The sequence below is a fragment of the Pseudanabaena sp. PCC 6802 genome, from assembly GCF_000332175.1.
Classification (GTDB): Bacteria; Cyanobacteriota; Cyanobacteriia; order Pseudanabaenales; family Pseudanabaenaceae; genus PCC-6802.
Genome location: NZ_KB235910.1, coordinates 389,490 through 409,539 on the forward strand (window position 1 = coordinate 389,490; position 20,050 = coordinate 409,539).

At 49.2% G+C, this 20,050-nt stretch carries 17 protein-coding genes; 8 read left to right on the plus strand and 9 right to left on the minus strand.

Going from position 1 to position 20,050, the window contains the following annotated elements; translation table 11 throughout:
* Positions 1-11: 11 nt before the first annotated feature.
* Genes PSE6802_RS0101945 through minC form a run of 4 tightly spaced genes read right to left on the minus strand, consistent with a single transcriptional unit; the run spans position 12 to position 3,812 of the window.
* The gene (locus PSE6802_RS0101945; protein ID WP_019498387.1) at positions 12-1,703 is read right to left on the minus strand and encodes an ArnT family glycosyltransferase; all 1,692 of its coding nucleotides are present in this window, start codon (positions 1,701-1,703) and stop codon (positions 12-14) included.
* Positions 1,700-2,077: a cell division topological specificity factor MinE gene (gene minE, locus PSE6802_RS27430; protein ID WP_019498388.1), complete on the minus strand. Its 378-nt coding sequence runs from the start codon at positions 2,075-2,077 to the stop codon at positions 1,700-1,702. The genes PSE6802_RS0101945 and minE overlap by 4 nt, the downstream gene beginning before the upstream one ends.
* 8 nt (positions 2,078-2,085) lie before the next feature.
* Complete coding sequence (gene minD / locus PSE6802_RS0101955; protein WP_019498389.1) at positions 2,086-2,892, minus strand: septum site-determining protein MinD; 807 nt, start codon at positions 2,890-2,892, stop codon at positions 2,086-2,088.
* Positions 2,889-3,812: a septum site-determining protein MinC gene (minC, locus tag PSE6802_RS0101960; RefSeq protein WP_019498390.1), complete on the minus strand. Its 924-nt coding sequence runs from the start codon at positions 3,810-3,812 to the stop codon at positions 2,889-2,891. The genes minD and minC overlap by 4 nt, the downstream gene beginning before the upstream one ends.
* Positions 3,813-3,983: 171 nt before the next feature.
* Between minC and PSE6802_RS0101965 the strand changes: the two genes are divergently transcribed.
* Positions 3,984-5,459, plus strand: coding sequence for a WGR domain-containing protein (locus PSE6802_RS0101965; protein ID WP_019498391.1), 1,476 nt, complete (start codon positions 3,984-3,986; stop codon positions 5,457-5,459).
* Positions 5,460-5,471: 12 nt separating this feature from the next.
* A complete protein-coding gene (locus tag PSE6802_RS0101970) occupies positions 5,472-6,713 on the plus strand; it encodes a hypothetical protein (RefSeq protein ID WP_019498392.1) in 1,242 nt (413 codons plus the stop codon).
* A gap of 87 nt (positions 6,714-6,800) precedes the next feature.
* On the opposite strand, the gene PSE6802_RS0101975 is transcribed toward PSE6802_RS0101970, so the two are convergent.
* From PSE6802_RS0101975 to pgeF, 4 genes are all read right to left on the minus strand, one after another.
* Positions 6,801-7,553, minus strand: a complete 753-nt coding sequence (locus PSE6802_RS0101975; protein WP_019498393.1) for a hypothetical protein — start codon at positions 7,551-7,553, stop codon at positions 6,801-6,803.
* Between the two features lie 117 nt (positions 7,554-7,670).
* Positions 7,671-10,157: an ATP-dependent Clp protease ATP-binding subunit gene (locus PSE6802_RS0101980; protein ID WP_019498394.1), complete on the minus strand. Its 2,487-nt coding sequence runs from the start codon at positions 10,155-10,157 to the stop codon at positions 7,671-7,673.
* A 301-nt stretch (positions 10,158-10,458) separates the two neighbouring features.
* Positions 10,459-11,100 (minus strand): type I restriction endonuclease, encoded by a 642-nt coding sequence (locus PSE6802_RS0101985; protein WP_019498395.1) that lies wholly within the window; start codon positions 11,098-11,100, stop codon positions 10,459-10,461.
* A 225-nt stretch (positions 11,101-11,325) separates the two neighbouring features.
* On the minus strand, positions 11,326-12,078 hold the full coding sequence (gene pgeF, locus PSE6802_RS0101990) for a peptidoglycan editing factor PgeF (protein WP_019498396.1): 753 nt from the start codon (positions 12,076-12,078) through the stop codon (positions 11,326-11,328).
* Between the two features lie 509 nt (positions 12,079-12,587).
* Here pgeF and PSE6802_RS0101995 point away from each other — a divergent pair.
* From PSE6802_RS0101995 to PSE6802_RS33030, 6 genes are all read left to right on the plus strand, one after another.
* Positions 12,588-15,569, plus strand: coding sequence for a peptidase domain-containing ABC transporter (locus PSE6802_RS0101995; protein WP_019498397.1), 2,982 nt, complete (start codon positions 12,588-12,590; stop codon positions 15,567-15,569).
* Between the two features lie 56 nt (positions 15,570-15,625).
* Positions 15,626-15,754, plus strand: coding sequence for a hypothetical protein (locus PSE6802_RS35170; protein ID WP_263970281.1), 129 nt, complete (start codon positions 15,626-15,628; stop codon positions 15,752-15,754).
* A 12-nt stretch (positions 15,755-15,766) separates the two neighbouring features.
* Positions 15,767-17,188 carry an HlyD family type I secretion periplasmic adaptor subunit gene (locus PSE6802_RS0102000; RefSeq protein WP_019498399.1) on the plus strand — a complete coding sequence of 474 codons (1,422 nt, stop codon included), beginning with the start codon at positions 15,767-15,769 and terminating at the stop codon, positions 17,186-17,188.
* A gap of 8 nt (positions 17,189-17,196) precedes the next feature.
* Positions 17,197-18,084, plus strand: a complete 888-nt coding sequence (locus PSE6802_RS0102005) for a glycosyltransferase family 2 protein (RefSeq protein WP_019498400.1) — start codon at positions 17,197-17,199, stop codon at positions 18,082-18,084.
* A 9-nt stretch (positions 18,085-18,093) separates the two neighbouring features.
* Positions 18,094-19,176, plus strand: a complete 1,083-nt coding sequence (locus PSE6802_RS0102010; protein WP_019498401.1) for a glycosyltransferase family 4 protein — start codon at positions 18,094-18,096, stop codon at positions 19,174-19,176.
* Between the two features lie 211 nt (positions 19,177-19,387).
* The gene (locus tag PSE6802_RS33030) at positions 19,388-19,561 is read left to right on the plus strand and encodes a hypothetical protein (RefSeq protein ID WP_156815376.1); all 174 of its coding nucleotides are present in this window, start codon (positions 19,388-19,390) and stop codon (positions 19,559-19,561) included.
* Positions 19,562-19,579: 18 nt separating this feature from the next.
* Here the strand turns inward: PSE6802_RS33030 and PSE6802_RS0102015 are convergent, their stop codons facing one another.
* Positions 19,580-19,966, minus strand: a complete 387-nt coding sequence (locus PSE6802_RS0102015) for a DUF6713 family protein (RefSeq protein WP_019498402.1) — start codon at positions 19,964-19,966, stop codon at positions 19,580-19,582.
* Between the last annotated feature and the right edge of the window lie 84 nt (positions 19,967-20,050).

The window sequence follows — 20,050 nt, forward strand, 5'->3', positions numbered from 1 at the left end:
GAATGAAAGCATCAAATTCCATAAGGTCGTGGGTAGGGTTTAAGCAGTTTGGTGCATTTGTAGATATGAAAGACCTGCACTGGTTGACCGCCACGTATGATATTCATTTCACCGATTTTTTCAACTGCTTGAAATAGGTTTTTATAGATCTCCAGTGCCTCGATTTTATCGTCAACTAGTCTGGGCAATAGCTTTTGGACGAGGTCGTTTGCACCTAGCTCGGCTAGCTCGGCAAGGTTTTTACGATCGCTATATTTAAACAAGTCGCTGGTTACATATAGGGCATTCTTACTCACCCAATCTGAGGCGGACGACCAGTAGGCAAAACCGCGCAGGTCGGTGTCGAATGTGGTGAGTGGTTTATGGAAGGGGGCGATCGCCATGGCAATCTGTCCGGCGAGGAAGAAATTATTGCTGAAAACAAAATCGGTATTGGCGATCGCAGTGGCAAGTGACGATTGATTTTTAAAAGCTTGACGGAGTTGCTGGATATCGATTAGTTGGGTGGAGGGATCGTCTTTGGCTGGCCAGAAGCCCCCGGCAATGGCGTAGTCGCCACCTTTCTGGACGATGCCATTGGTGACATGTAGCAGTGCCAGACTGAGTAAGATCGCGATGGTCATGCCAGAACCCCACACCCAGTTACGGATGCGATGGGGATATTTGGTTTGGATATTTGCCGCCCATTGTCCCAAAAGTAAAGTCGCGCCAAAAAATCCGGGCATGTGCCAACTGGGAAGGATTTGGCGATATCCACCCATCAGCGTAAATCCTAGGAATATGGGGAGCGATACGGATAGGATTAATATCTGTTTCTGGGCTTGAGAGCTTCTCAAGATCTGAGATTTCAGGTTGCTCAATATACGCCCGAGCGATCGCAGGCTTACCCACCAGATTGGAAAACCGAAGGTGGGAAAGAGATAGCCTACTGCGGCAAGGAAAGTAACTAGTAAGCCCTCAAAGTTATAGCCAGATTGGGGAACGGCTCGTACTGACTGGAACCGAAATGATGCCCAGTCGTGTTGCCAATTCCAGATCAGTATGGGCGAGATCGCGATCGCAAATAGAGCGATCGCAGCCAGCGTCCAGGGCGACCGCAACACTTTGCGGTGGGCGGGACTAACCAGGCAAAATAGAACTAAACCTAAACCTAAAATAAAGCCGTGGTATTTACCGAGGCAGGCAAGTCCTACCAGCAAACCAATCCCAGCGATGCGATAGGTGGGGCGATAGATAAAATCGCGATCGCCTGGATCTGAGGTGGTGGGTGGTGGGAAAAATTCATAGGCGGCGAGGCACAAACATGCCGACCAGAAAAACATCAAGGGAGTATCGGGTAAGGTGAGCGTGCCAAAGCCGACTTGAAAAAAGGGAATGGTGGTAGCGATCGCCAGCGATAGAGTTGCAGTCTTCTGGGAAAATAATCTGGCACTGGTGAGGTAGAACAGAAACAACGTACCCGTGTAGAGCAATACTCCACCGAGGCGAATCGAAAATTGCGACACATCGCCGCCAGTCAGCCAGATGCCAATGGCGGTGGTCAAAGCCACCAATGGCGGATGGTCGAAATAGCTCAAGCTGGGGTGGAGCGTGTAGACGTAGTAGTAGGCTTCGTCAAAGCCGGGTTGCAAAAAGCAGGCGATCGCGCCTCTAAATGCCAAACCCCATGCGAGTAAGGCAATGACCCAACTATTTATTCTCATTCGGGTGGGGACTTGGGGGTGTCTGAACTATTAAGTTCGAGATCGCGATCCGGCTCTAGATCGGGTAGCTCAAAATCCGCTTCTGGGGCTTCTGGTAATGGTTCGTCATTGCGCTTGATCGCCTTAATGGGGAGGCTAGCAATTACCGCCGTCAGATCGCGATTGCTTTCCAGATTGATTTCGATATCTTCTTCTTCCAGTTCGACATATTTAGATACCACTTGCATAATTTCGCGGCGCAACTGCTCGAACATCTGGGGTGAGATGGCAGCGCGATCGTGCGCCAGAATAAACTTGAGGCGTTGTTTGGCCTTGGTACGGCTTGTAGCGTGGGCGCGACCAGCAAAAAGACGTTCGAGCAGCTCTGTAATCATGATTGACCTTACTTGGAATTGCCACTGAGCCAGCGTTTTAGACGACTAATAAACGAGTCATCGATCGCATTGAAGTCGATAAAATCTACCGCCTGACCGTCCAAGCGCTGTGCAGTATTTTCATATGCCAAACCTGCGAGTGGCACCTTCTCAGCCAGAACTAAAGGTTCGCCTTTATTTGTCGAGACAATTACTTGCTCGTCTTCTGGAATGACTCCCACAAGTTTAACCGACAAAACCTCCAGTACATCCTCAACGCTCATCATGTCGTTGGTTTTCACCATTGTCGGGCGCAGGCGATTGATGATTAGTTTGATGTCCTTGATGCGGTTAGCTTCCAGCAGACCGATGACGCGGTCGGCATCGCGCACGGCGGAGATTTCTGGAGTGGTGACGATAATTGCTTCCTTGGCACCGGCGATCGCATTTTGAAATCCCGTCTCAATCCCTGCCGGACAATCGATTAGAACGTAGTCAAAGTAACGACTCAAAACTTCAACCAATGCCTTCATATGATTGGCGTTAATCGCAGTTTTGTTACGGGTCTGTGGTGCCGCCAGGAGGGAAAGGTTGGGCTGTCGCTTATCCTTAACCAGTGCCTGATCCAGCTTGCACTCTCGCGCAATTACTTCCAAGGCTGTATAGACGACGCGATTTTCTAAACCCAGGAGTAAGTCGAGGTTGCGCAAGCCAAAGTCAGCATCGACCAAAACCACCTTGCGACCAATGCGAGCCAGAGCCATACCCAGGTTGGCGGTAGAAGTGGTTTTGCCTACTCCCCCCTTACCGGAGGTCACAACAATGATACGACTCATGATTGGGAATGTCTCATAGAAGAAAAATAGTCAGCCGCCGATACGATACAAATGCTAGGCGTGCCAGACATATTAACATAGGCAACTTCAGGCAGGTACTGAGTGCTGGGTGGTTCGACGCGAGCCACCAGATCGCCAATCCGCAGTTGGGTTGCCTCCAGGTGCAGTGCCAGGATCCTGGCTTGCTTGTTACCATTGGCTCCGGCATGGGCTACACCTTTCAGCTTGCCCCATACGAGAATATCACCATCGGCAATCACTTCGCCGCCAGCATTAACGTCGCCGAACACGATCGCGCTACCTGGGTGGCGGATCTCTGTCCCGGAGCGTACAGTCATTTTGACATACAAGGGTTCCGCGATCGCACTGGCGGCCTGGATTAGATCGTTGGCAACTCGACCCTGTTCTACGGATAAACCCATCGTGGCGGCAGCGATCGCGGTCTGCCGCCGTAGAGTAATGACGCAGTGCAAAACCAGTTGCTGCGTTTGCAGGGCAGTGGCGATCTCGTGCAATTGTCCGGCATCGAGCAGGCGATCGCCACCCTGTAAATACACTAAAGTACCGGGCGACCAAAAGCGATCGGAACCGTTCAGGCATTGTTGCAACTGCTCCAGGACATCCGACCAGGTAATACCGTTATGCTCGGAGCCATCTTCAGCTTTGACGATCTGCTCGTCTGGCAGGAGTAGCATCAGCTTGCCATCGATCGCCTGCAATCTGACCTTGAGGATTTTTGTGCTGGCCAGAGTTGTGGTTGGGGAGGAAGCCTCGGGTTTCTTTTGGGCTGCTGCATTTTCTGGGCGATCGGCAGCAATTTCATCGGGTATGTCAACAGTCAAAAAGCCCTCCTCAGCCAGGGATTTAGGTAAGGGGGGAGGACTTTTTGTTTCTACAGGTTTTGACTCTTCTACACTCATACAGGCTTTGAGCTACTGGCCATTGGTGGTTAGCCTAGATTACACGACTTAGGAGGTTGGCGATCGAAAATCAGGTCTGAAAATAACCTTCCCAGCAGTGCTTCATAAACTATGATTTTCGGGAATCATAAGCTGTATTGGCTCAACGCACGATCTCACTACCCATAAACCATGACTGGCGAAGTAACCTATTTAGAATTTTCTGATGCAGGCAGCAATAGCCAAAAGTTTTACGAAGTATCTGTAGCCGCACAAACTCTGACTGTCCGGTTTGGCCGAGTTCATACCCAGGGCACGACCCAAACAAAAACTTACCCTACTTTTGAGCAAGCTCAAGCGGAGGCTCGTAAACGCATTCGCGAGAAGCAACGCAAGGGTTACCAAATCCGGTCAACTGTGGCTAAGGCAGTTACACCAGCCCACTCAGAAGCACCCAATTCGCAACCAGCCTTACCTGTTGTGTCAGGCGATCGCCTTCCTTCTGTCAGTAGCCCCGAGCCAATTTCACCCGAGCGAGCGCCAATCCTCTGGCGATTTGATTCCGGCTCCAGCACCTTCGGCTTAGCTGTCGAATCAGAACATTGTTGGTTGGGCAATGAAAAAGGCCAGGTCTTCAAGCTCGATCGCCAGGGGCAAATCTTGCAGCAGTATCAGCTCCCAGATGCGGTTAAATGTATCGTCACTGATGATATCTGGATCTATGCTGGCTGCGACAATGGCAATGTCTATGACTTGACGGGCAAATTTCCCTATCTTGCCTATGAATTAGAAAAGGGTGTCGATATTTTCTGGCTGGCGATTTATGACGGTATGCTGGGGGTTTCCGATGCCAATGGCGGCATCACCAAAACCGACCCCGAAGGAGAAATTCTTTGGACGAGGTTGAGCAGTGGCAAAATGGGCTGGATGTTGTGTTGTGATGCTCAGGGGTTCTATCACGGTCACAGTAAAGGAGTGACTGGGTACGACTTCTCGACCGGTCGCCAAATCTGGCACCAACCGACGCATGGCAAGGTGCTGTTTGGCTGCCAGAGTGGCGATCACCTCTATGTTGCCACCAGTGGCAAGCAAATCCAAAGCTTTAGTACGGATGGTACGCTCCTGGAAAGCTATCCCTGCGGTGCATCCGTTTATGCCTGCACTACCGACAGCCAGGGACAGTATCTCTATGCTTCGGATAGTTCGGCTTTTATCTACTGTTTTAGCCAGCAAGGACAGTTGCTTTGGAAAGTTTCGACTGGCTGTGGTTCTGCCCTGTCGATACAGTGGTTTGACGATCGGCTTTACATTGTGACAAATCAAGGTGTAATGGCTTGTCTGGATATCAGTACGACGGCACTGCAAAGCGCTCGGAATGGGAATTTACCCCTGACCGCGAGCGTTACCCATCCTGCCAGCCTTCCCACCCAAACAGCAACGACCTTAGAGATCGCGTCTGAGCCAACCCAGGGGGTAGTTTTGGAATGTTTCCGAGAAGGTCAAAAATTACGGGTACGCGCTGTTTCAGAGGGATATTGTCAAGACTGGATGGTGCAATTTCCGCGAGATATCCGTCGAGAGGGCGATCGCTATTGGGTAGAAGCCTTAAAAGAAGCCAAACAGGGAGGATATTACCGCACCTACGGTGAAATTAAACGTTTGGGTTGAGGTTAACTACTCATGAGTGAAGAACGATACTATTTACATCGGGATGGAAAGGGACGTTTTCTGCTCCAAAGCGCGACAACAGGAGTTGTAGACGGCTTTTTATTCCCAGCTATGCCTGGAGAAAGTGCCCGTGCCTTTTCCTACGATTACGGTTCGGTTGAGTATCCCGATCGCCTGATAAATCTGGCTGACTTTCCCGAACTGGCAGACATGCCATTCTTCACCATAGAATCCTGCGCCCATTATCAATTAAGTAATTATTTCCAGCAGACAGAATCTCAATCCTTATGGCCTCTGTTAGGCAGTTTTGCGAGATTTGCAGGCTTTAGTCTCGATCCCGATCGCGGTTCTCCTCCCACACAGAAGCGTACCAACCAGATTGTTTGGCAATACAAAGTTCCTAATCCCAAAGGGAGCTGGACGATTCCCATTTTAGATTTGTGGGTGAGCGAGCAGGGCTGTTGGTTCTGCACGAGGGAAGGAGAGGTTTTGGTAATTAATCATCAAGGCGAGCCGATCCAGCAATATGCCTTGCCCAAACTGACTCGTTGTTTGGCAGGATGCGAAGACGCTCCCTACGTCAGTTGCGACGATGGCAATCTCTACGACCTGACGGCTAAATTGCCCCAAGCCATTTATGCAATGCGATCGGCCAATAATTACAGTTACGCATATCAAATCCTGGCAGTCGAACAAACCCCTCATGCCTTGTCGATCGCGGATGCCTACGGTCACCTCCAGGTCTTAAATACCGATCTAGAGCTACAGTGGCAGCAGCACCGAGCCGACTACTGGCAAAGCTGGTTTCTGCGTAGCGATCCGGAGACCGTTTATCTCGGACACTCTCGCGGGGTGAGTGCCTATAATCTCAAAAGCGGTCAGGAGCAACGGATGCACCCGCTAGCCGCACCCGTCCTGTGTGGCGATTTGACCCAAACAGAAATAATTGTTGGCTGTAGCGATCGCAACATTTACGGATTGCAGAAAACAGCAGATTCGCAAACTGGCGAGACAAGGATGAGAACAATTTATACCTGTACTGGAATGCCCTACGTACTGACGCTGTCGGCAGACCAGCACTCGTTTTTTGTCGGGGATTACACGGGTAAGATCGAGCAACTCGACCTGAACGGCAACCTCAAGACATCTATCCAACTGCAAGCAGGAGCGATCGCCGCTTTAAAAGTTTGGGGCGATCGCTTGTATGCCACTACGAGTCAAGGCGTTTTAATTTGCCTGGAGCGATTGGCATGAGCCATTGATTGTAGGAGCGCTGCGCGAATTTCCTGCAAATAACGCTGTGCGATGCAACGCTTATTGCTTAAGAAATTTATAACGACTTTAGCTTGTTGGTGCGATTACCTTAACCTTTTGGGAAAAGTCATTATTAAAAAATGTCCCTTTACCATCAAGGTTGTTGACACACCAAGGCAACAATTTGCCTTGAAAACTGGAACTGGGTTTATGAACACTAACTTGACCGTTAGGCAGTGCTCGATTGATATATGCATCGACTAGTAGCTGGCATTGTGTTTGGGTAAGATTTGCATCAGCCACATTTATTTGAATTCGATTGCCTTTACTGCCTAGTGAAGAAGGGATTACTTGATGAGGAGGTAGAGCAGCAGTTGGGGTTGAGATGGTTGGAATGGGTTTGTTAGGCTGGCGTGATTGGTATGGGGTGGCTACAATATCCTGTTGTGGTTGTTTCCCTACAATGGCACGTTGTTCCTCTTCGGCCAGATTGCGTGTATCAATCACTAAGCGCCCCAAATAGCCACCCCCCAAGATAACGAATATTCCAACTAGCAGAATTGTTATTGCCACATTGTCGCTTCTACTCACATTCTTTTGTTTGAAGTTTTGCTGTTCTTTCTGTTTTTCATCTCCCAGACTAGCTTTACCTGCTGGAGTAATGCTCCAAATCCAACAAAAGGGTGAGCTCGCCAGCAAAATCAATAGACTGCCAAAAAGCTTTGAGAAAAGACCAGCACCAGTCCAAAATTGTACGATCGCAGCAATAAAAAAAACTGTAGCGATACCAAAGCAGACCCAGCCGATAAAGTTAGCAATTCTGATGGGCAGTTTTTTCATACAAGCTGTTAGTTTTTTGAGCTAATAGCCATCAACAATTAACTGGATTCAGAGGGTGGGCATTGCCCACCCTACTTATGGTCTTTTATCGGCAGATTGCTGATTAGCGATCGCGTTCTAGTTTGAGGAGGGCATCAGTTGTAGGCTATCTTCAGCACTAGCGATCGCCGCCTGCTGCTCCGTACAGGTGACTTTACCATCATCATCGACATCGACGACGATCGACGCGCCCTCGCGGACTTTACCAGTCAGGATTTCCTCAGCTAAAGAGTCTTCTAGCAGGCGCATGATGGCGCGACGCAGAGGACGGGCACCGTAGCTGGGATTGTAACCTTCCTGTACCAGCAGATCTTTAAAGCGATCGGTAACGGCAAGGTTGATGTTTTTCTCCTTGAGGCGCTTGAACACCTCGTTCAGCATTAGCTCGGCGATTTCCTTCACTTCATCCTTGCTGAGTTGACGGAACACGATGATCTCGTCGAGTCGGTTGAGGAATTCAGGACGGAAGTATTGCTTTAACTCTTCGTTGACCAGGGAACGAATGCGCGTGTAGTGCGAATCTTCCTGATTTTCCGCAAAGTCAAAGCCGAGGCCGCCGCCACCTTTTTCAATGACCTTGGAACCGATATTAGAGGTCATGATCAGCAACGTGTTCTTGAAGTCAACCGTGCGTCCCTTCGAGTCGGTCAGACGACCGTCTTCCAGGATTTGCAGCAATAGGTTGAATACGTCTGGGTGAGCCTTTTCGATTTCGTCGAATAGCACCACCGTATAAGGACGGCGACGCACCGCTTCGGTCAACTGACCGCCTTCGTTATAGCCGACATAGCCAGGCGGCGAACCGATCAGCTTGGAAACCGTATGGCGCTCCATGTACTCGGACATGTCGAGGCGGATCATTGCCTCTTCGGAACCAAAGAAGTAGGCTGCCAGTGCCTTGGTCAACTCGGTCTTGCCCACACCAGTGGGGCCGGAGAAGATAAATGACGCGATCGGGCGGTTGGGGTTCTTTAAGCCAACGCGAGCGCGGCGAATGGCGCGAGATATGGCTTTGACAGCTTCCTCTTGTCCGATCAGGCGCTGGTGCAGGGTGTCTTCCATCTGCATGAGCTTGAGCGATTCGGACTCGGTCAGCTTGCTGACTGGCACGCCTGTCCAGGAGCTAACGATGTAGGCAATATCCTCTTCGTTAACGATTAGTTCTTCATCTTTGCTAGGCTCGGTTTTCTTGGCTTGGGTCAGCGATTTGATTTCCTGCTTGATTTCGATCTCGCGATCACGCAGTTCGGCTGCCTTGTCAAAGTTTTGAGCTCTGACCGCTTCGTCTTTATCGCGCAGTAATTGCCTTAACTCTTTATCTAGCTCTTTGGCGGCGGGTGGTAGCTGTGAGTTAATCAGTCTGACTCTAGAGCCAGCTTCGTCGATCAGGTCGATCGCCTTGTCGGGCAAGAAGCGATCGGAAATATAGCGATCGGATAGCGTTGCCGCCGCTTCTAAAGCTTCGTTAGAAATCTTGAGCTTATGGTGTTGCTCGTAGCGCTCGCGCAAGCCGTACAAGATTTCGATGGTTTCCTCAACGCTAGGCTCGCCCACCTGCACGGGTTGGAAGCGGCGCTCCAGGGCAGCATCGCGTTCGATGTGCTTGCGGTACTCGTCGAGCGTGGTAGCACCGATGCATTGCAGTTCGCCACGGGCGAGTGCGGGCTTCAGGATGTTAGCCGCATCGATCGCGCCCTCAGCGGCACCAGCACCGATGAGCGTATGGACTTCGTCGATTACCAGCACCACATTGGAGGCGGAGCGGATTTCGTCCATGATCTTTTTGAGGCGTTCTTCAAATTCGCCCCTGTACTTGGTACCTGCCACTAGCAAACCGATGTCGAGCGTGACCACGCGCTTGTCTTGCAAAATATCCGGTACGTCACCATTGGCAATGCGTTGGGCTAAACCTTCAGCGATCGCGGTTTTGCCTACCCCTGGCTCGCCGATCAAGACGGGGTTGTTTTTGGTGCGGCGACCCAAAATCTGGATCACGCGCTCGATTTCTTTTTGGCGACCTACAACAGGATCGAGCTTACCTTCCGCTGCCATTTGGGTGAGGTTAGAGCCAAACTCGTCTAGCGTTGGGGTTTTGGTACGACCCTGACCGCCACCAGTAGTTACCTCTGCGGTTTCGCCCAACATGCGGATTACCTGCGTCCGCACCTTGGAAAGATCGACACCCAAATTTTCTAATACTCTTGCTGCCACACCTTCACCCTCGCGGATCAACCCGAGCAACAGGTGTTCGGTGCCGATGTAGTTATGTCCTAGCTGTCTGGCTTCTTCTAATGAAAGCTCCAGCACGCGTTTTGCCCTTGGCGTAAAAGGGATCTCAACTGCGACAAAACCAGATCCGCGTCCAATAATCTTTTCGACTTCGATGCGTGCATCCTTGAGATTCACACCCATGGATTTGAGGACTTTGGCAGCAACGCCAGTTCCTTCTCCGATCAGACCCAGGAGAATCTGTTCTGTGCCAACGAAATTATGACCCAGACGACGTGCCTCTTCCTGAGCCAACATAATGACTTTAATAGCCTTTTCTGTAAAGCGTTCAAACATGGCGTGTGTCCCACTAATCGCTGCGTTCTGGTTAGTGTTAATACTAACATAGGGGTAATGTATTTAACGCAGTTCGGATATCACGTCATTCTGGAGGAATAGTCGCCTTTATGGGCTTATAGAGGGTGCTGGGCGCGATCGCAATAACCGAAATTAAATAGTTCAGAGCGAACTATTTCTACTAGGCAGAAATACATGGTTCTAGATTAACCTTACTGATTCTTGGAACCTTCACCCCTATCTATCTCCCTGAGTTGAGAGGGGAATAGAACCAGAGTGGGGACTGTGCTTCTACGATCCCTTAGTACAGAGCTAATTCTCCCAGCTTTTTCAAAATACTTAAAACCTGATACAGATCGTTGCCATGTCTAATCAGGGTAAACAAGTCAGACAAGGCGTATTGCGCTACTTCATGTTTTGCCAGCTTTGCAAAGATAAATTCGCTGCCATTAGTGACCAAACCAAATACGGGCTGCCCCACGTGTAGATTAGACATCATGTAAGTCAGGGTTTGCGGTATCGCTAAAGTTGCTGAATAGCCAGCTTTTTTAGACTCAATTACAACTACCCAAATCTGCTTGTGCCTGAGATGGTTGCTGACAACTAAAACGTCAATTCTGCCTTTGATAGTTTCGTCTTCGTCTGAAACGTCGATTTCGATTTGAGTTTCAGTTTCTATGTAAAAGGGAGCGTGATAAAAACCTGCCAAGTCAAGTAATGGCGATAGAACCACCATTTTGATCGCATCTTCTAGCATGGGGCGCTTAACTAGATACAGGTAGTTAGCTTTAACTTTGTCCAGTATCTGTTTTTCTGTCGAAGTAACTTCGGGTAAATCCTCAAGCCACTCTTGAAAGAAGCGATCGTCTTCTATGGAGATTAAGTTGAATTTTCGCTCTACATCAAATAGCGTTAAATTATTAGCCTGAATTGTTTGAATCATTGAGGGGTTCTCCTTGGTGGTTTATAGCGGTTTTCAGATGAAAACGAGAAGGGGGTTTGGGGGCGTTGCCCCCAAGAAGGGGTGGAACCCCTTCACCCCATAAACTAACCCCTTTCTCAATTGCAAAGCGCTATACTTATGCTGTCATGATTTCTCTCTCATTGACTGACAAAAGTCTCAAGAAGCCCAGTTTGTGGTACGGGCGGATTTTGTCTAGCCATTCGTTCAGCCCCAAATCACCTGGGCAGTAGCAATACCAGACCACTGTACCTGTGGCGATCTAGAAATGTTACCAGGATCTTCCAAGCAATTGCGGCGGTAGGAAAAGAAATGCCGTGCATCAGTGAGGGTGCAGTAGGGCGCGATCGCAATTCGCTCTTTCGCGATCCCCATTTCGATCAACTGCTGCCGCTGTACGGCTCTGAGATCCAAACGACACCGATCTGGTTGCGGATCGATGGATATGCCTTGTGGGGTGGCAATCGTTAACAACACGCGATCGGCAACCTCCTGCGATACCTGGTAGGCATCGCCAGAAATGGCAGGTCCCAGTGCCACGCACAGATCGTCTAACTGACTGCCCCGTTCTAGAAATTTCGCGATCGCTACCGCCAATATTTTGCTTGCCGTGCCACGCCAACCCGCATGTACCGCCGCTACGCTGCCCAAACGGCGATCGCCAATTAATACGGGGACGCAATCTGCGGTACAGACCCAAACCGATCGAGGCATGTCCTCTGTCTCGAACGCGCACACCCCATCTGCTTCCGGTAATGGCAGATCCGGTGCGATTTCTGTATTGTGCAGTACGCGATCGCCATGTACCTGTTTGGCTCTATAAGCCTTCCCTTCAGCATGCAGGAACTGGTGCAACCGATCGGGTGTGTGCGGTGCGTGCGATCGCGTGAAAAAACCATGTCGCCAGTCAGAGAGTAGATCGCAGACCAGGACTTCGTTTTGCCATTGCCAATTATTCATGTTTCCCCGTAATGATTTACTCAGTCTGTTACCAACGCTAAACAGCGTTGTCTTTATAGCCGCGCACTTTTGTTTAAGGTGGTGAAGTGGGGGCTATGCCTCCACTTCGCAGAGCCACATCAAGAATTGTTCGGGATTTTATTTATAGCCATAGACAGATATGTTAGGACAGGGGGGTGTGGGGGCTGCGCCCCCACGCAGGGGTGGAACCCCTGCACCCCGTCCTAAGCCTGTTGGCTATAGCTATGATTAAGTACGAATTGACTATGCCATTCGGTTTTACAGTCCCTTCTATCTAAGACTAGTAAATACTAGATTCAGTTCAGATAACTTTCACGAACGTGTATACAGGTGTGCTTCATTGTGTAACCTAGTGCTTACCCTACTAGGGTTATCCTGAATAAAATCGCGATGGTATTTTTTACCTAGCGATCGAATCGATTTGACCCAATACCTAATAGTAGTTAAATTAGACTAGCTTCTTGGTTTACTTTGCAACCTAACTGTCCATGCCGCAACTTATCTCACACACCCAACTGCAAGACTTTCTAGCCCAAACGTCACCTTTCGATCGTTTGAGTGCAGATGTACTGAGGACGATTGTATCTAAGTTCCAATTTTTGCAGTACCGCATGGGTCAAACAATTCTGTTGCACGAAGCTCTGCCTACGCAAATAACTATTATTTACCAGGGACAAGCTCGACTGCTAGGCTACGGTAACACTAATATTCCGATTAGTCTTGGCGTACTGAACCCAGGAGAAATATTAGGCTGGATTAGCTTAGTACGCGGTATTCCCTGCGAGACAGCGATCGCCTCGATCGAGACTGTAGTTGCAACCTTACCAGCTAAGGACTTTCTAGAGCTTTTAGATAAAGAGCCAACCCTAAAACAATCTTTCCAAGAGCGTCCGGCACTCAGCGAAGTATTTGAGCTGGTGGTGGCGGAACTCAAGCGTCGTGCCATTGCCACTGCCGATCCCAAGAGCCTGGCCGCCAAAATCATTCAGGAGGCAGCGATCTTAAACCTCCCCAAAGGCAAACTTGCTGCTAGCAAGCTCGATCCCAACCTCATCTGGCTGGTCAGTAGCGGTGATATCGCCAACTATCCTGTTGGCAGCCGCCTTAACCAGGCTGAAACCGATATTGTGGTCCAGAGTAAAGCTGCGAGGTTACTGGGCTTTCGCGACATACTGACTGATAGCCCAGACCATGCCGACACCCCTGAGGATGCCAGCGATCGCTCTGCCGAACCCTCGATTCCGTTTGCACCCGATCGCCCTGCCGCCGCTATTAACGAAGAAACGATCAGCGGCGAGGACATGCGCAGCTATCCCTACGTGAGGGGGCGCGGGCCAGCGGATGGTTTGCTAGCCTGCTTGCAGATGTTGAGCAAGCACATGGATGGCAGCTTTAGGCGGGATACTTTGGAAAGGATACTGGAAAACCAGGTTGCAAAAGTAGGTAGCATTCCCCTGCAACTCAGTGGGGCGCTGGTGGAAATAATTGGCTTGACGGGGCAAATGATCCAGATCCCCAAGGTTGCCATCAATCGCATCAAAGCACCGGCCCTGATTCAGTGGCAAGACAGTTTTGCGGTGATCTACAAAATTACATCAACGGAAATTGCGTTCGCATCACCGGAATCTGGAGGTGTCAGGCGACAAAAAATCGATGCCTTCCTGCAACAATGCCCTGAAATGATGCCCATGCTGTTGGTGAGGCCGAGGCTGCGCGATCGCACCGAAAGGTTTGGCCTGAGATCTTTCTTTCCCTACATCAGCATGTACAAGGGCATCTTGACGCAGGTACTGATTGCCTCCTGCTTCATCTTGCTGTTTAGCCTTGCTAATCCGCTGATTACGCAGATCATCATTGACAAGGTGTTAGTGCAAAATAGCATCGATACCCTGGACATTTTGGGCTGGCTGTTAGTTGGTGTGGCGTTATTTGAGGGCTTGCTAACCGCGTTGCGCACCTACTTGTTTGTCGATACCACCAACCGTATCGACATGAGCTTGGGTTCGGAAATCATCGACCACATGCTGCGCTTGCCGTTATCTTACTTTGATAAGCGGCGCGTCGGCGAACTATCGACTCGGATTAACGAGCTAGAGAACATTCGCAGTTTTATGACAGGCACGGCGCTAACCGTGGTTCTGGATGCGGTTTTCTCGCTAATCTACATCGTAGTCATGCTGTTCTACAGCGTGCTCCTAACATTCTGGGCATTGGTGACAGTGCCATTCTTTATTATCTTGGCAGTGATTGCCTCGCCAATCATTCGCAGGCAGTTGCGGGTAAAAGCCGAGCGCCATGCCGACACGCAGTCCTACCTGGTGGAAGTGCTCTCAGGTATCCAGACAGTCAAAGCTCAAAATATCGAGCTTAAATCCCGCTGGCAGTGGCAAGAGAAATATGCTCGTTACGTTAATGCTGGGTTCCAGACTGTATTGACCTCTAGCTGGGCGGGTTCGCTCAGTGGCTTTTTAAATAAGCTGTCCGGTTTAATCTTGCTTTGGGTAGGTGCGCATTTAGTCTTGCTACCTCAAACCGATGCTTCCCATATTACTCTGGGGCAGTTAATTGCATTTAGAATCATTGCTAGTTACGTGACCAGTCCCTTGCTGCGTCTAGCTCAGTTGTGGCAGAACTTCCAGGAAATCGGCCTGTCAATCGAACGCCTGAGCGATATTATCGATGCCGAGCAGGAAGTACCCGAAAGCGATCGCACCAATATTCCCATGCCAGAAATTGACGGCGCGGTTAAATTTGAGGATGTCTCTTTCCGCTTTACTACCACTGGCCCATTGCAACTCGCCAATATCAATGTCGATTTCCCGGCTGGCAGTTTTGTAGGAATCGTGGGTCAGAGCGGTTCCGGTAAGAGCACGCTCACCAAGCTAATTTCCCGACTTTACGAACCATTAAGCGGTCGCGTTCAGATCGATGGTTACGACATCAACAAGGTAGAACTTTACTCACTGCGCCGTCAGGTGGGGACAGTACTGCAAGATACCCTGTTGTTTAACGGTACGGTTCAGGAAAACATCGCCCTCACCAATCCGGAAGCTACATCCGATGACATTATCCACGCTGCCAAAGTCGCTGCTGCCCACGATTTTATTATGACCCTACCAAATGGTTATAATACAGTTGTGGGCGAACGCGGTGCTGGTTTATCGGGGGGGCAAAGACAGCGGATCGCGATCGCCCGTACTGTCCTGCAAGGTCCGAGATTATTAATTTTAGATGAAGCCACCAGCGCCCTGGACTACGACTCCGAGCGTCAAGTTTGCAATAACCTGGCCGAGACATTCCACGATCGCACCGTGTTTTTCATTACCCACCGTCTGAATACGATTAAAAACGCAGACGTGATTATCATGATGGATCAAGGCGCGATCGTCGAACAAGGCACTCACGAAGAGCTAATGCAGATGCGCGGTCGCTACTATTGCCTCTATCAACAACAAGAATCCCAGACCTAATCGCGGGTGGGGTGATGGTGCAAATCACCTACCCCACGTAAGTAAGGGTTAAGCATTTGCTAAACAATCTTGGGATTAAATGCAGAGATACCCTGCAAATGCTTAACCCCTTCGATATCCCCGATATCCCTGATATCCCCGATATCCCTGATATCCCTGATATCTCCCATATCCCCAACCCATAATCTCTAAAAAACATGAAATCTCTGAAAAAAAACGATAAAGCGGCGCTTAAAACCTCCGAACAACCAGTGATTCTGGAGCGTTCCATCTTTTGGTCCAGCGCTTTTGTGTGGTTGATTATCGGTCTTACAGTTTCGGCGGTTACCTGGGCGTGCCTTGCTCAAATTGAAGAAGCAGTACCAGCAGCGGGTAAATTGGAACCGGAGGGCGCGACTAAAGAGATTCAGGCTCCCACTGGCGGGGTAATTCGTACTGTAGAAGTAAAAGATGGAGACCATGTCAAAGCAGGGCAGTTGCTAATCACCCTAGACCCCACATCGCCCCAAGCGGATCTCGAATCTTTAAGTCGGACTAAAGCGGCACTTACTCAGGAAAACCGCTTTTATACAGCCCAGGTGAATGGCTTCAGGTTGCGAGGCACAGCGGAGGAAAATGCCACCCCAGACTTCACCCGGAACCAGGAGCAACTTCTGGTTGCCAGTCGCGTTGAATTTAATACTCGTGTTGAAGCCGCTCGACTTGAGGTTATACAGTTGCAGACGCAGCTAGCCCAGGCTCAAAAACAACTTGCTACCGCTAGAGATGTGCTGGCAGCCAATCAAGGTATCCTCGCCCAAAGCATACAGATTAGGGACACTAACAAGCAAATCCTAGATGATATGAAACCAGTAGCCGAGTCCGGCGCGCTCTCGCAATTGCAATACAAACAACAACAGCAAAGATTCCAGTCTGCGGAGTCAGATGTATTGAACCGTCAGGCTGCGATCGCCACGGCACAAGGTGATATTGCAAGATACACCAAGGAAGAACAAAGGTTGAGCGCCCTGATTTCTCAAGCTCAGGAACGGCTCAACAACACGGCATCGCTCACGTACAAGGAAGTCCTGTCAAAAATTGCTGACAATCAGAAGAAAATCTCCGAGATCGAAGCGCAAATGAGTAAGGCGAAGCTCGCTCTAAGTTATCAGGAAATTAGATCGCCAATCGAAGGTACGGTATTCGATATGAAAGCCAAAGGCCCTGGCTTTGTAATTTCGGGAAATACCACCACTCAGCCTTTAATGACAATTGTCCCCAAAGGTAGGCTAGTTGCCAAAGTTTACATTACCAACCGAGACATCGGCTTTGTTAGGGAAGGTATGCCCGTTGAAGTCAAAGTCGATACTTTCCCAAACCTGGAATTTGGCAGTATAAAAGGGAAATTGGTTAATATTGGCTCCGATGCCTTACCTCCAACTCAAGAAAGACCATTCTACGCTTTCCCTGCCAAAGTCGAAATAGAATCCCAAGAATTTGATATTGGCGGCGGGCGCAAGATTCCACTGCAAGCAGGCATGTCTGTTAACAGCAGCATTTTAATCCGCAAGCGCAGTGTAATGACGATTTTCCTCAGTCAGTTCACTAATAAAGTTGACAGCTTTAAGTACGTGAGATAGGCCGTTTGGTGAAGAGTCCCTCGATCTATTTTCTGACTGTTAATTACCATTCTACCGAACTAATTCGCAGGTTAATTAGTTCTATTTATGCATGCGAAGATAGCGATCGCTCTAACCATCAACTAATAATTGTGAATAACGCGATCGACGATCTCGCAATTTCCAGTCTTGAAGATGCCAGGGTTACGGTCATCCACGCGCTCGATAATCTGGGATTTGGACGTGCTTGCAATCTAGGTCTAAATTGGATTTACGAGCGAGATGCGTCGGCAACTGTCTGGATTATCAACCCCGATGCTTACTTAGTGGATGGCGCGATCGCACAGCTAAACAAGCTTTTGCAAGCGCATCCAGAAATTGCGATTTTGGGTACGTCAGTGTACGATACCTCCGGTCAACTCTGCTTTGGTGGCGGTAAGTTTATCCCTGGTAATGGAGCAATCTGGGAAGAGACTGATTCGACCTCAACGATTCAGCAAGATACTGAATGTGTCCTGACGGATTGGGTAACAGCCTGTAGTATGGTACTTAACCTCAAACACTTTTCCCAATGCCCCTACTTCGATCCAGACTATTTCCTCTATTACGAAGATTTTGATTTTTGCCGCCGTTATGCCTCGCAGGGACATCAGATTTACTTCAGCGATCGCATTAGGGTCGTCCATCAAACCTCAGCGATCGCGAGCCGCAATCGGCACTTTAAGATTACCAACGAAATCTACAGCTACTTGCTGAGTTTAGAAAAACATGCCAGTATCCCGATCCTGAGCTTCCGATTGACGCGCATTGCGATCGCTTCGATCTTACAAATGTTTTACAACAGGCAAAAAGCCACTAGCAAACTAACTGGTGTAGTGATGTACTGCCAAAGAATATTGAGAAATCCAAGCCACTAGATCGAACCCGTGACCAATTCCACTGATTCACTGTTAGTTAATCTCGCTTTCCTTAGCAAAAAGCCAACTGGCTTAACAGTTTACGCTCAAAATATCTGTCCGTATCTCGCTCATCTCAATCCCACCTGCTTAGCATCTCATCCCATTCCCGACCTTCACTGCTATAAAATTGCCGAGAATCTCAACTCCGACTATGGAGCCAAAGGACATCTCAGACGCTTGATCTGGACGCAGTTTAAATTAGCTGGCATTCATCGTCAATTAGGTGCGAGCTTGCTCTTTTCACCCATTCCCGAAGCGCCGCTCTTCTCATCTTGTCGCTATATCGTCACCGTTCACGATTTAATTCCCCTGCGGTTTGGCAAACCCTTTTCCAGACTGACAACCTATTTCCGTTACTATATCCCTCAGGTTCTACACCAGGCCGAACATATTATTTGCAACTCCGAAAGCACCAGGCAGGAAGTGATGGCATACTTCGGTATTCCAGGATCGAAAATTACAGCGATTTTACTGGCGTACGATCGCAGTCATTTCCGCCATCTCAACTTGTCAACTGGCAACTATTTTCTCTATATTGGGCGACACGATCGCCACAAAAATCTAGATCGTTTAATCTCCGCTTTTGCTACCTTATCCCATCACCAGGATTGCGAATTGTATCTAGCAGGGTCTTACGATCCTCGCTATACACCTGCTCTAAAAACTCAGATAGAGGAATTGGAGATATCGCATCGGGTGAAATTTCTCGACTATATTCCCTACGCCGATTTGCCTGTGCTAATCAATCAGTCGATCGCGCTAGTTTTCCCTAGTCTATGGGAAGGATTTGGTCTGCCAGTTTTAGAGGCGATGGCATGCGGTACGCCTGTAATTACATCTAATCTCTCAGCTTTGCCGGAGGTAGCGGGCGACGCAGCAATTTCGATCGATCCCTATAATGTGGGTGCGATCGCGGATGCTATGCAAGCTCTGCTCGACTCATCTGCGCTGCGATCTCAGATGCGCGTTTCTGGTTTGGCGCGGGCTGAACTGTTTAGTTGGGAGCTTACTGGCAGAAGTACGGCAGCAATTCTATCCAAATATGTATAGATCGAGTGTGAATGGCGATCGTGAAGTATAACTGCCAACACGTTTAGGAAGTGGTGTAGGGGTTCTACCCCTCTGTGCAGGAGCGTAACGCTCACCCCCCTATAGCAGTCCGAGAATGTTACGAAAGGTAAATATTGGATATCTTCAGTAATTTTTGGGGTACTATAAATAGTGTTCCAAATAAGTATAAATACCTTTTTGGAGGTGTTTTATGAGTTACAGTGAATGTCCCGATCGCAACCACCAACACTACTGCGAACATCCAGGGAAATGTTCTTCACAGTGTTTGCTCCAGCGCTGCATGGCTATACTTAACGAAAGAGATGCAAATCCTCCTACTTATGTTGCTTGGGCCGAACAAGTGCTTAAGCTAGTTGGAACCTAATAATTGCTAGGAAACATCTCAATTACGGTTGGCGATCGATGCGAGCAGCGCTGTCGCTTGCATTAGGGAAATTAGCAATGTAGCTGCAAGCAATCCAAGTGAGACGGGCAGCCGAAAGGCATCGTCACCTTGTAAAAGGAAATATGAGTGAATGCTAACTGCGGTGATGCCTCCTGCCACTAGCAACCAGGAGACAGCAATACCAGCAGTGCGACCTTGAGCTAGACGTTGCTGACCGAATAATATCAACGCGACCAGCGGAATATTCAGTAGCAGATTTAGTTGAATTCCTCCTGGCATCCCGAACAGTTCCCACTCATGCCAATAGGCAGCATCAATCTGATGTGCAATGAGGACGGTCGAGTTGGCGAGGTAGAGCCAGGGAAGCGTTGATTTCGCGAGCATTGAACTTTTGGTTAGCATACTCTTTCATAAGGGTAATAAATCTAATATAGACATCAGTACTTACAGCCAGCATTTACCTCACAG

Excerpts from the sequence above, each read along its gene's own strand:
- PSE6802_RS0101995 (WP_019498397.1), top strand. The coding sequence starts at position 12,588 with ATGCCGCAACTTATCTCACACACCCAACTGCAAGACTTTCTAGCCCAA.
- PSE6802_RS0101965 (WP_019498391.1), top strand. The coding sequence starts at position 3,984 with ATGACTGGCGAAGTAACCTATTTAGAATTTTCTGATGCAGGCAGCAAT.
- PSE6802_RS0101945 (WP_019498387.1), bottom strand. The coding sequence starts at position 1,703 with ATGAGAATAAATAGTTGGGTCATTGCCTTACTCGCATGGGGTTTGGCA.
- pgeF (WP_019498396.1), bottom strand. The coding sequence starts at position 12,078 with ATGAATAATTGGCAATGGCAAAACGAAGTCCTGGTCTGCGATCTACTC.
- PSE6802_RS33030 (WP_156815376.1), top strand. The coding sequence starts at position 19,388 with ATGAGTTACAGTGAATGTCCCGATCGCAACCACCAACACTACTGCGAA.
- PSE6802_RS0101970 (WP_019498392.1), top strand. The coding sequence starts at position 5,472 with ATGAGTGAAGAACGATACTATTTACATCGGGATGGAAAGGGACGTTTT.
- PSE6802_RS0102015 (WP_019498402.1), bottom strand. The coding sequence starts at position 19,966 with ATGCTCGCGAAATCAACGCTTCCCTGGCTCTACCTCGCCAACTCGACC.
- PSE6802_RS0101985 (WP_019498395.1), bottom strand. The coding sequence starts at position 11,100 with ATGATTCAAACAATTCAGGCTAATAATTTAACGCTATTTGATGTAGAG.
- PSE6802_RS0101975 (WP_019498393.1), bottom strand. The coding sequence starts at position 7,553 with ATGAAAAAACTGCCCATCAGAATTGCTAACTTTATCGGCTGGGTCTGC.
- PSE6802_RS0102000 (WP_019498399.1), top strand. The coding sequence starts at position 15,767 with ATGAAATCTCTGAAAAAAAACGATAAAGCGGCGCTTAAAACCTCCGAA.
- PSE6802_RS0101980 (WP_019498394.1), bottom strand. The coding sequence starts at position 10,157 with ATGTTTGAACGCTTTACAGAAAAGGCTATTAAAGTCATTATGTTGGCT.
- minD (WP_019498389.1), bottom strand. The coding sequence starts at position 2,892 with ATGAGTCGTATCATTGTTGTGACCTCCGGTAAGGGGGGAGTAGGCAAA.
- minE (WP_019498388.1), bottom strand. The coding sequence starts at position 2,077 with ATGATTACAGAGCTGCTCGAACGTCTTTTTGCTGGTCGCGCCCACGCT.
- minC (WP_019498390.1), bottom strand. The coding sequence starts at position 3,812 with ATGAGTGTAGAAGAGTCAAAACCTGTAGAAACAAAAAGTCCTCCCCCC.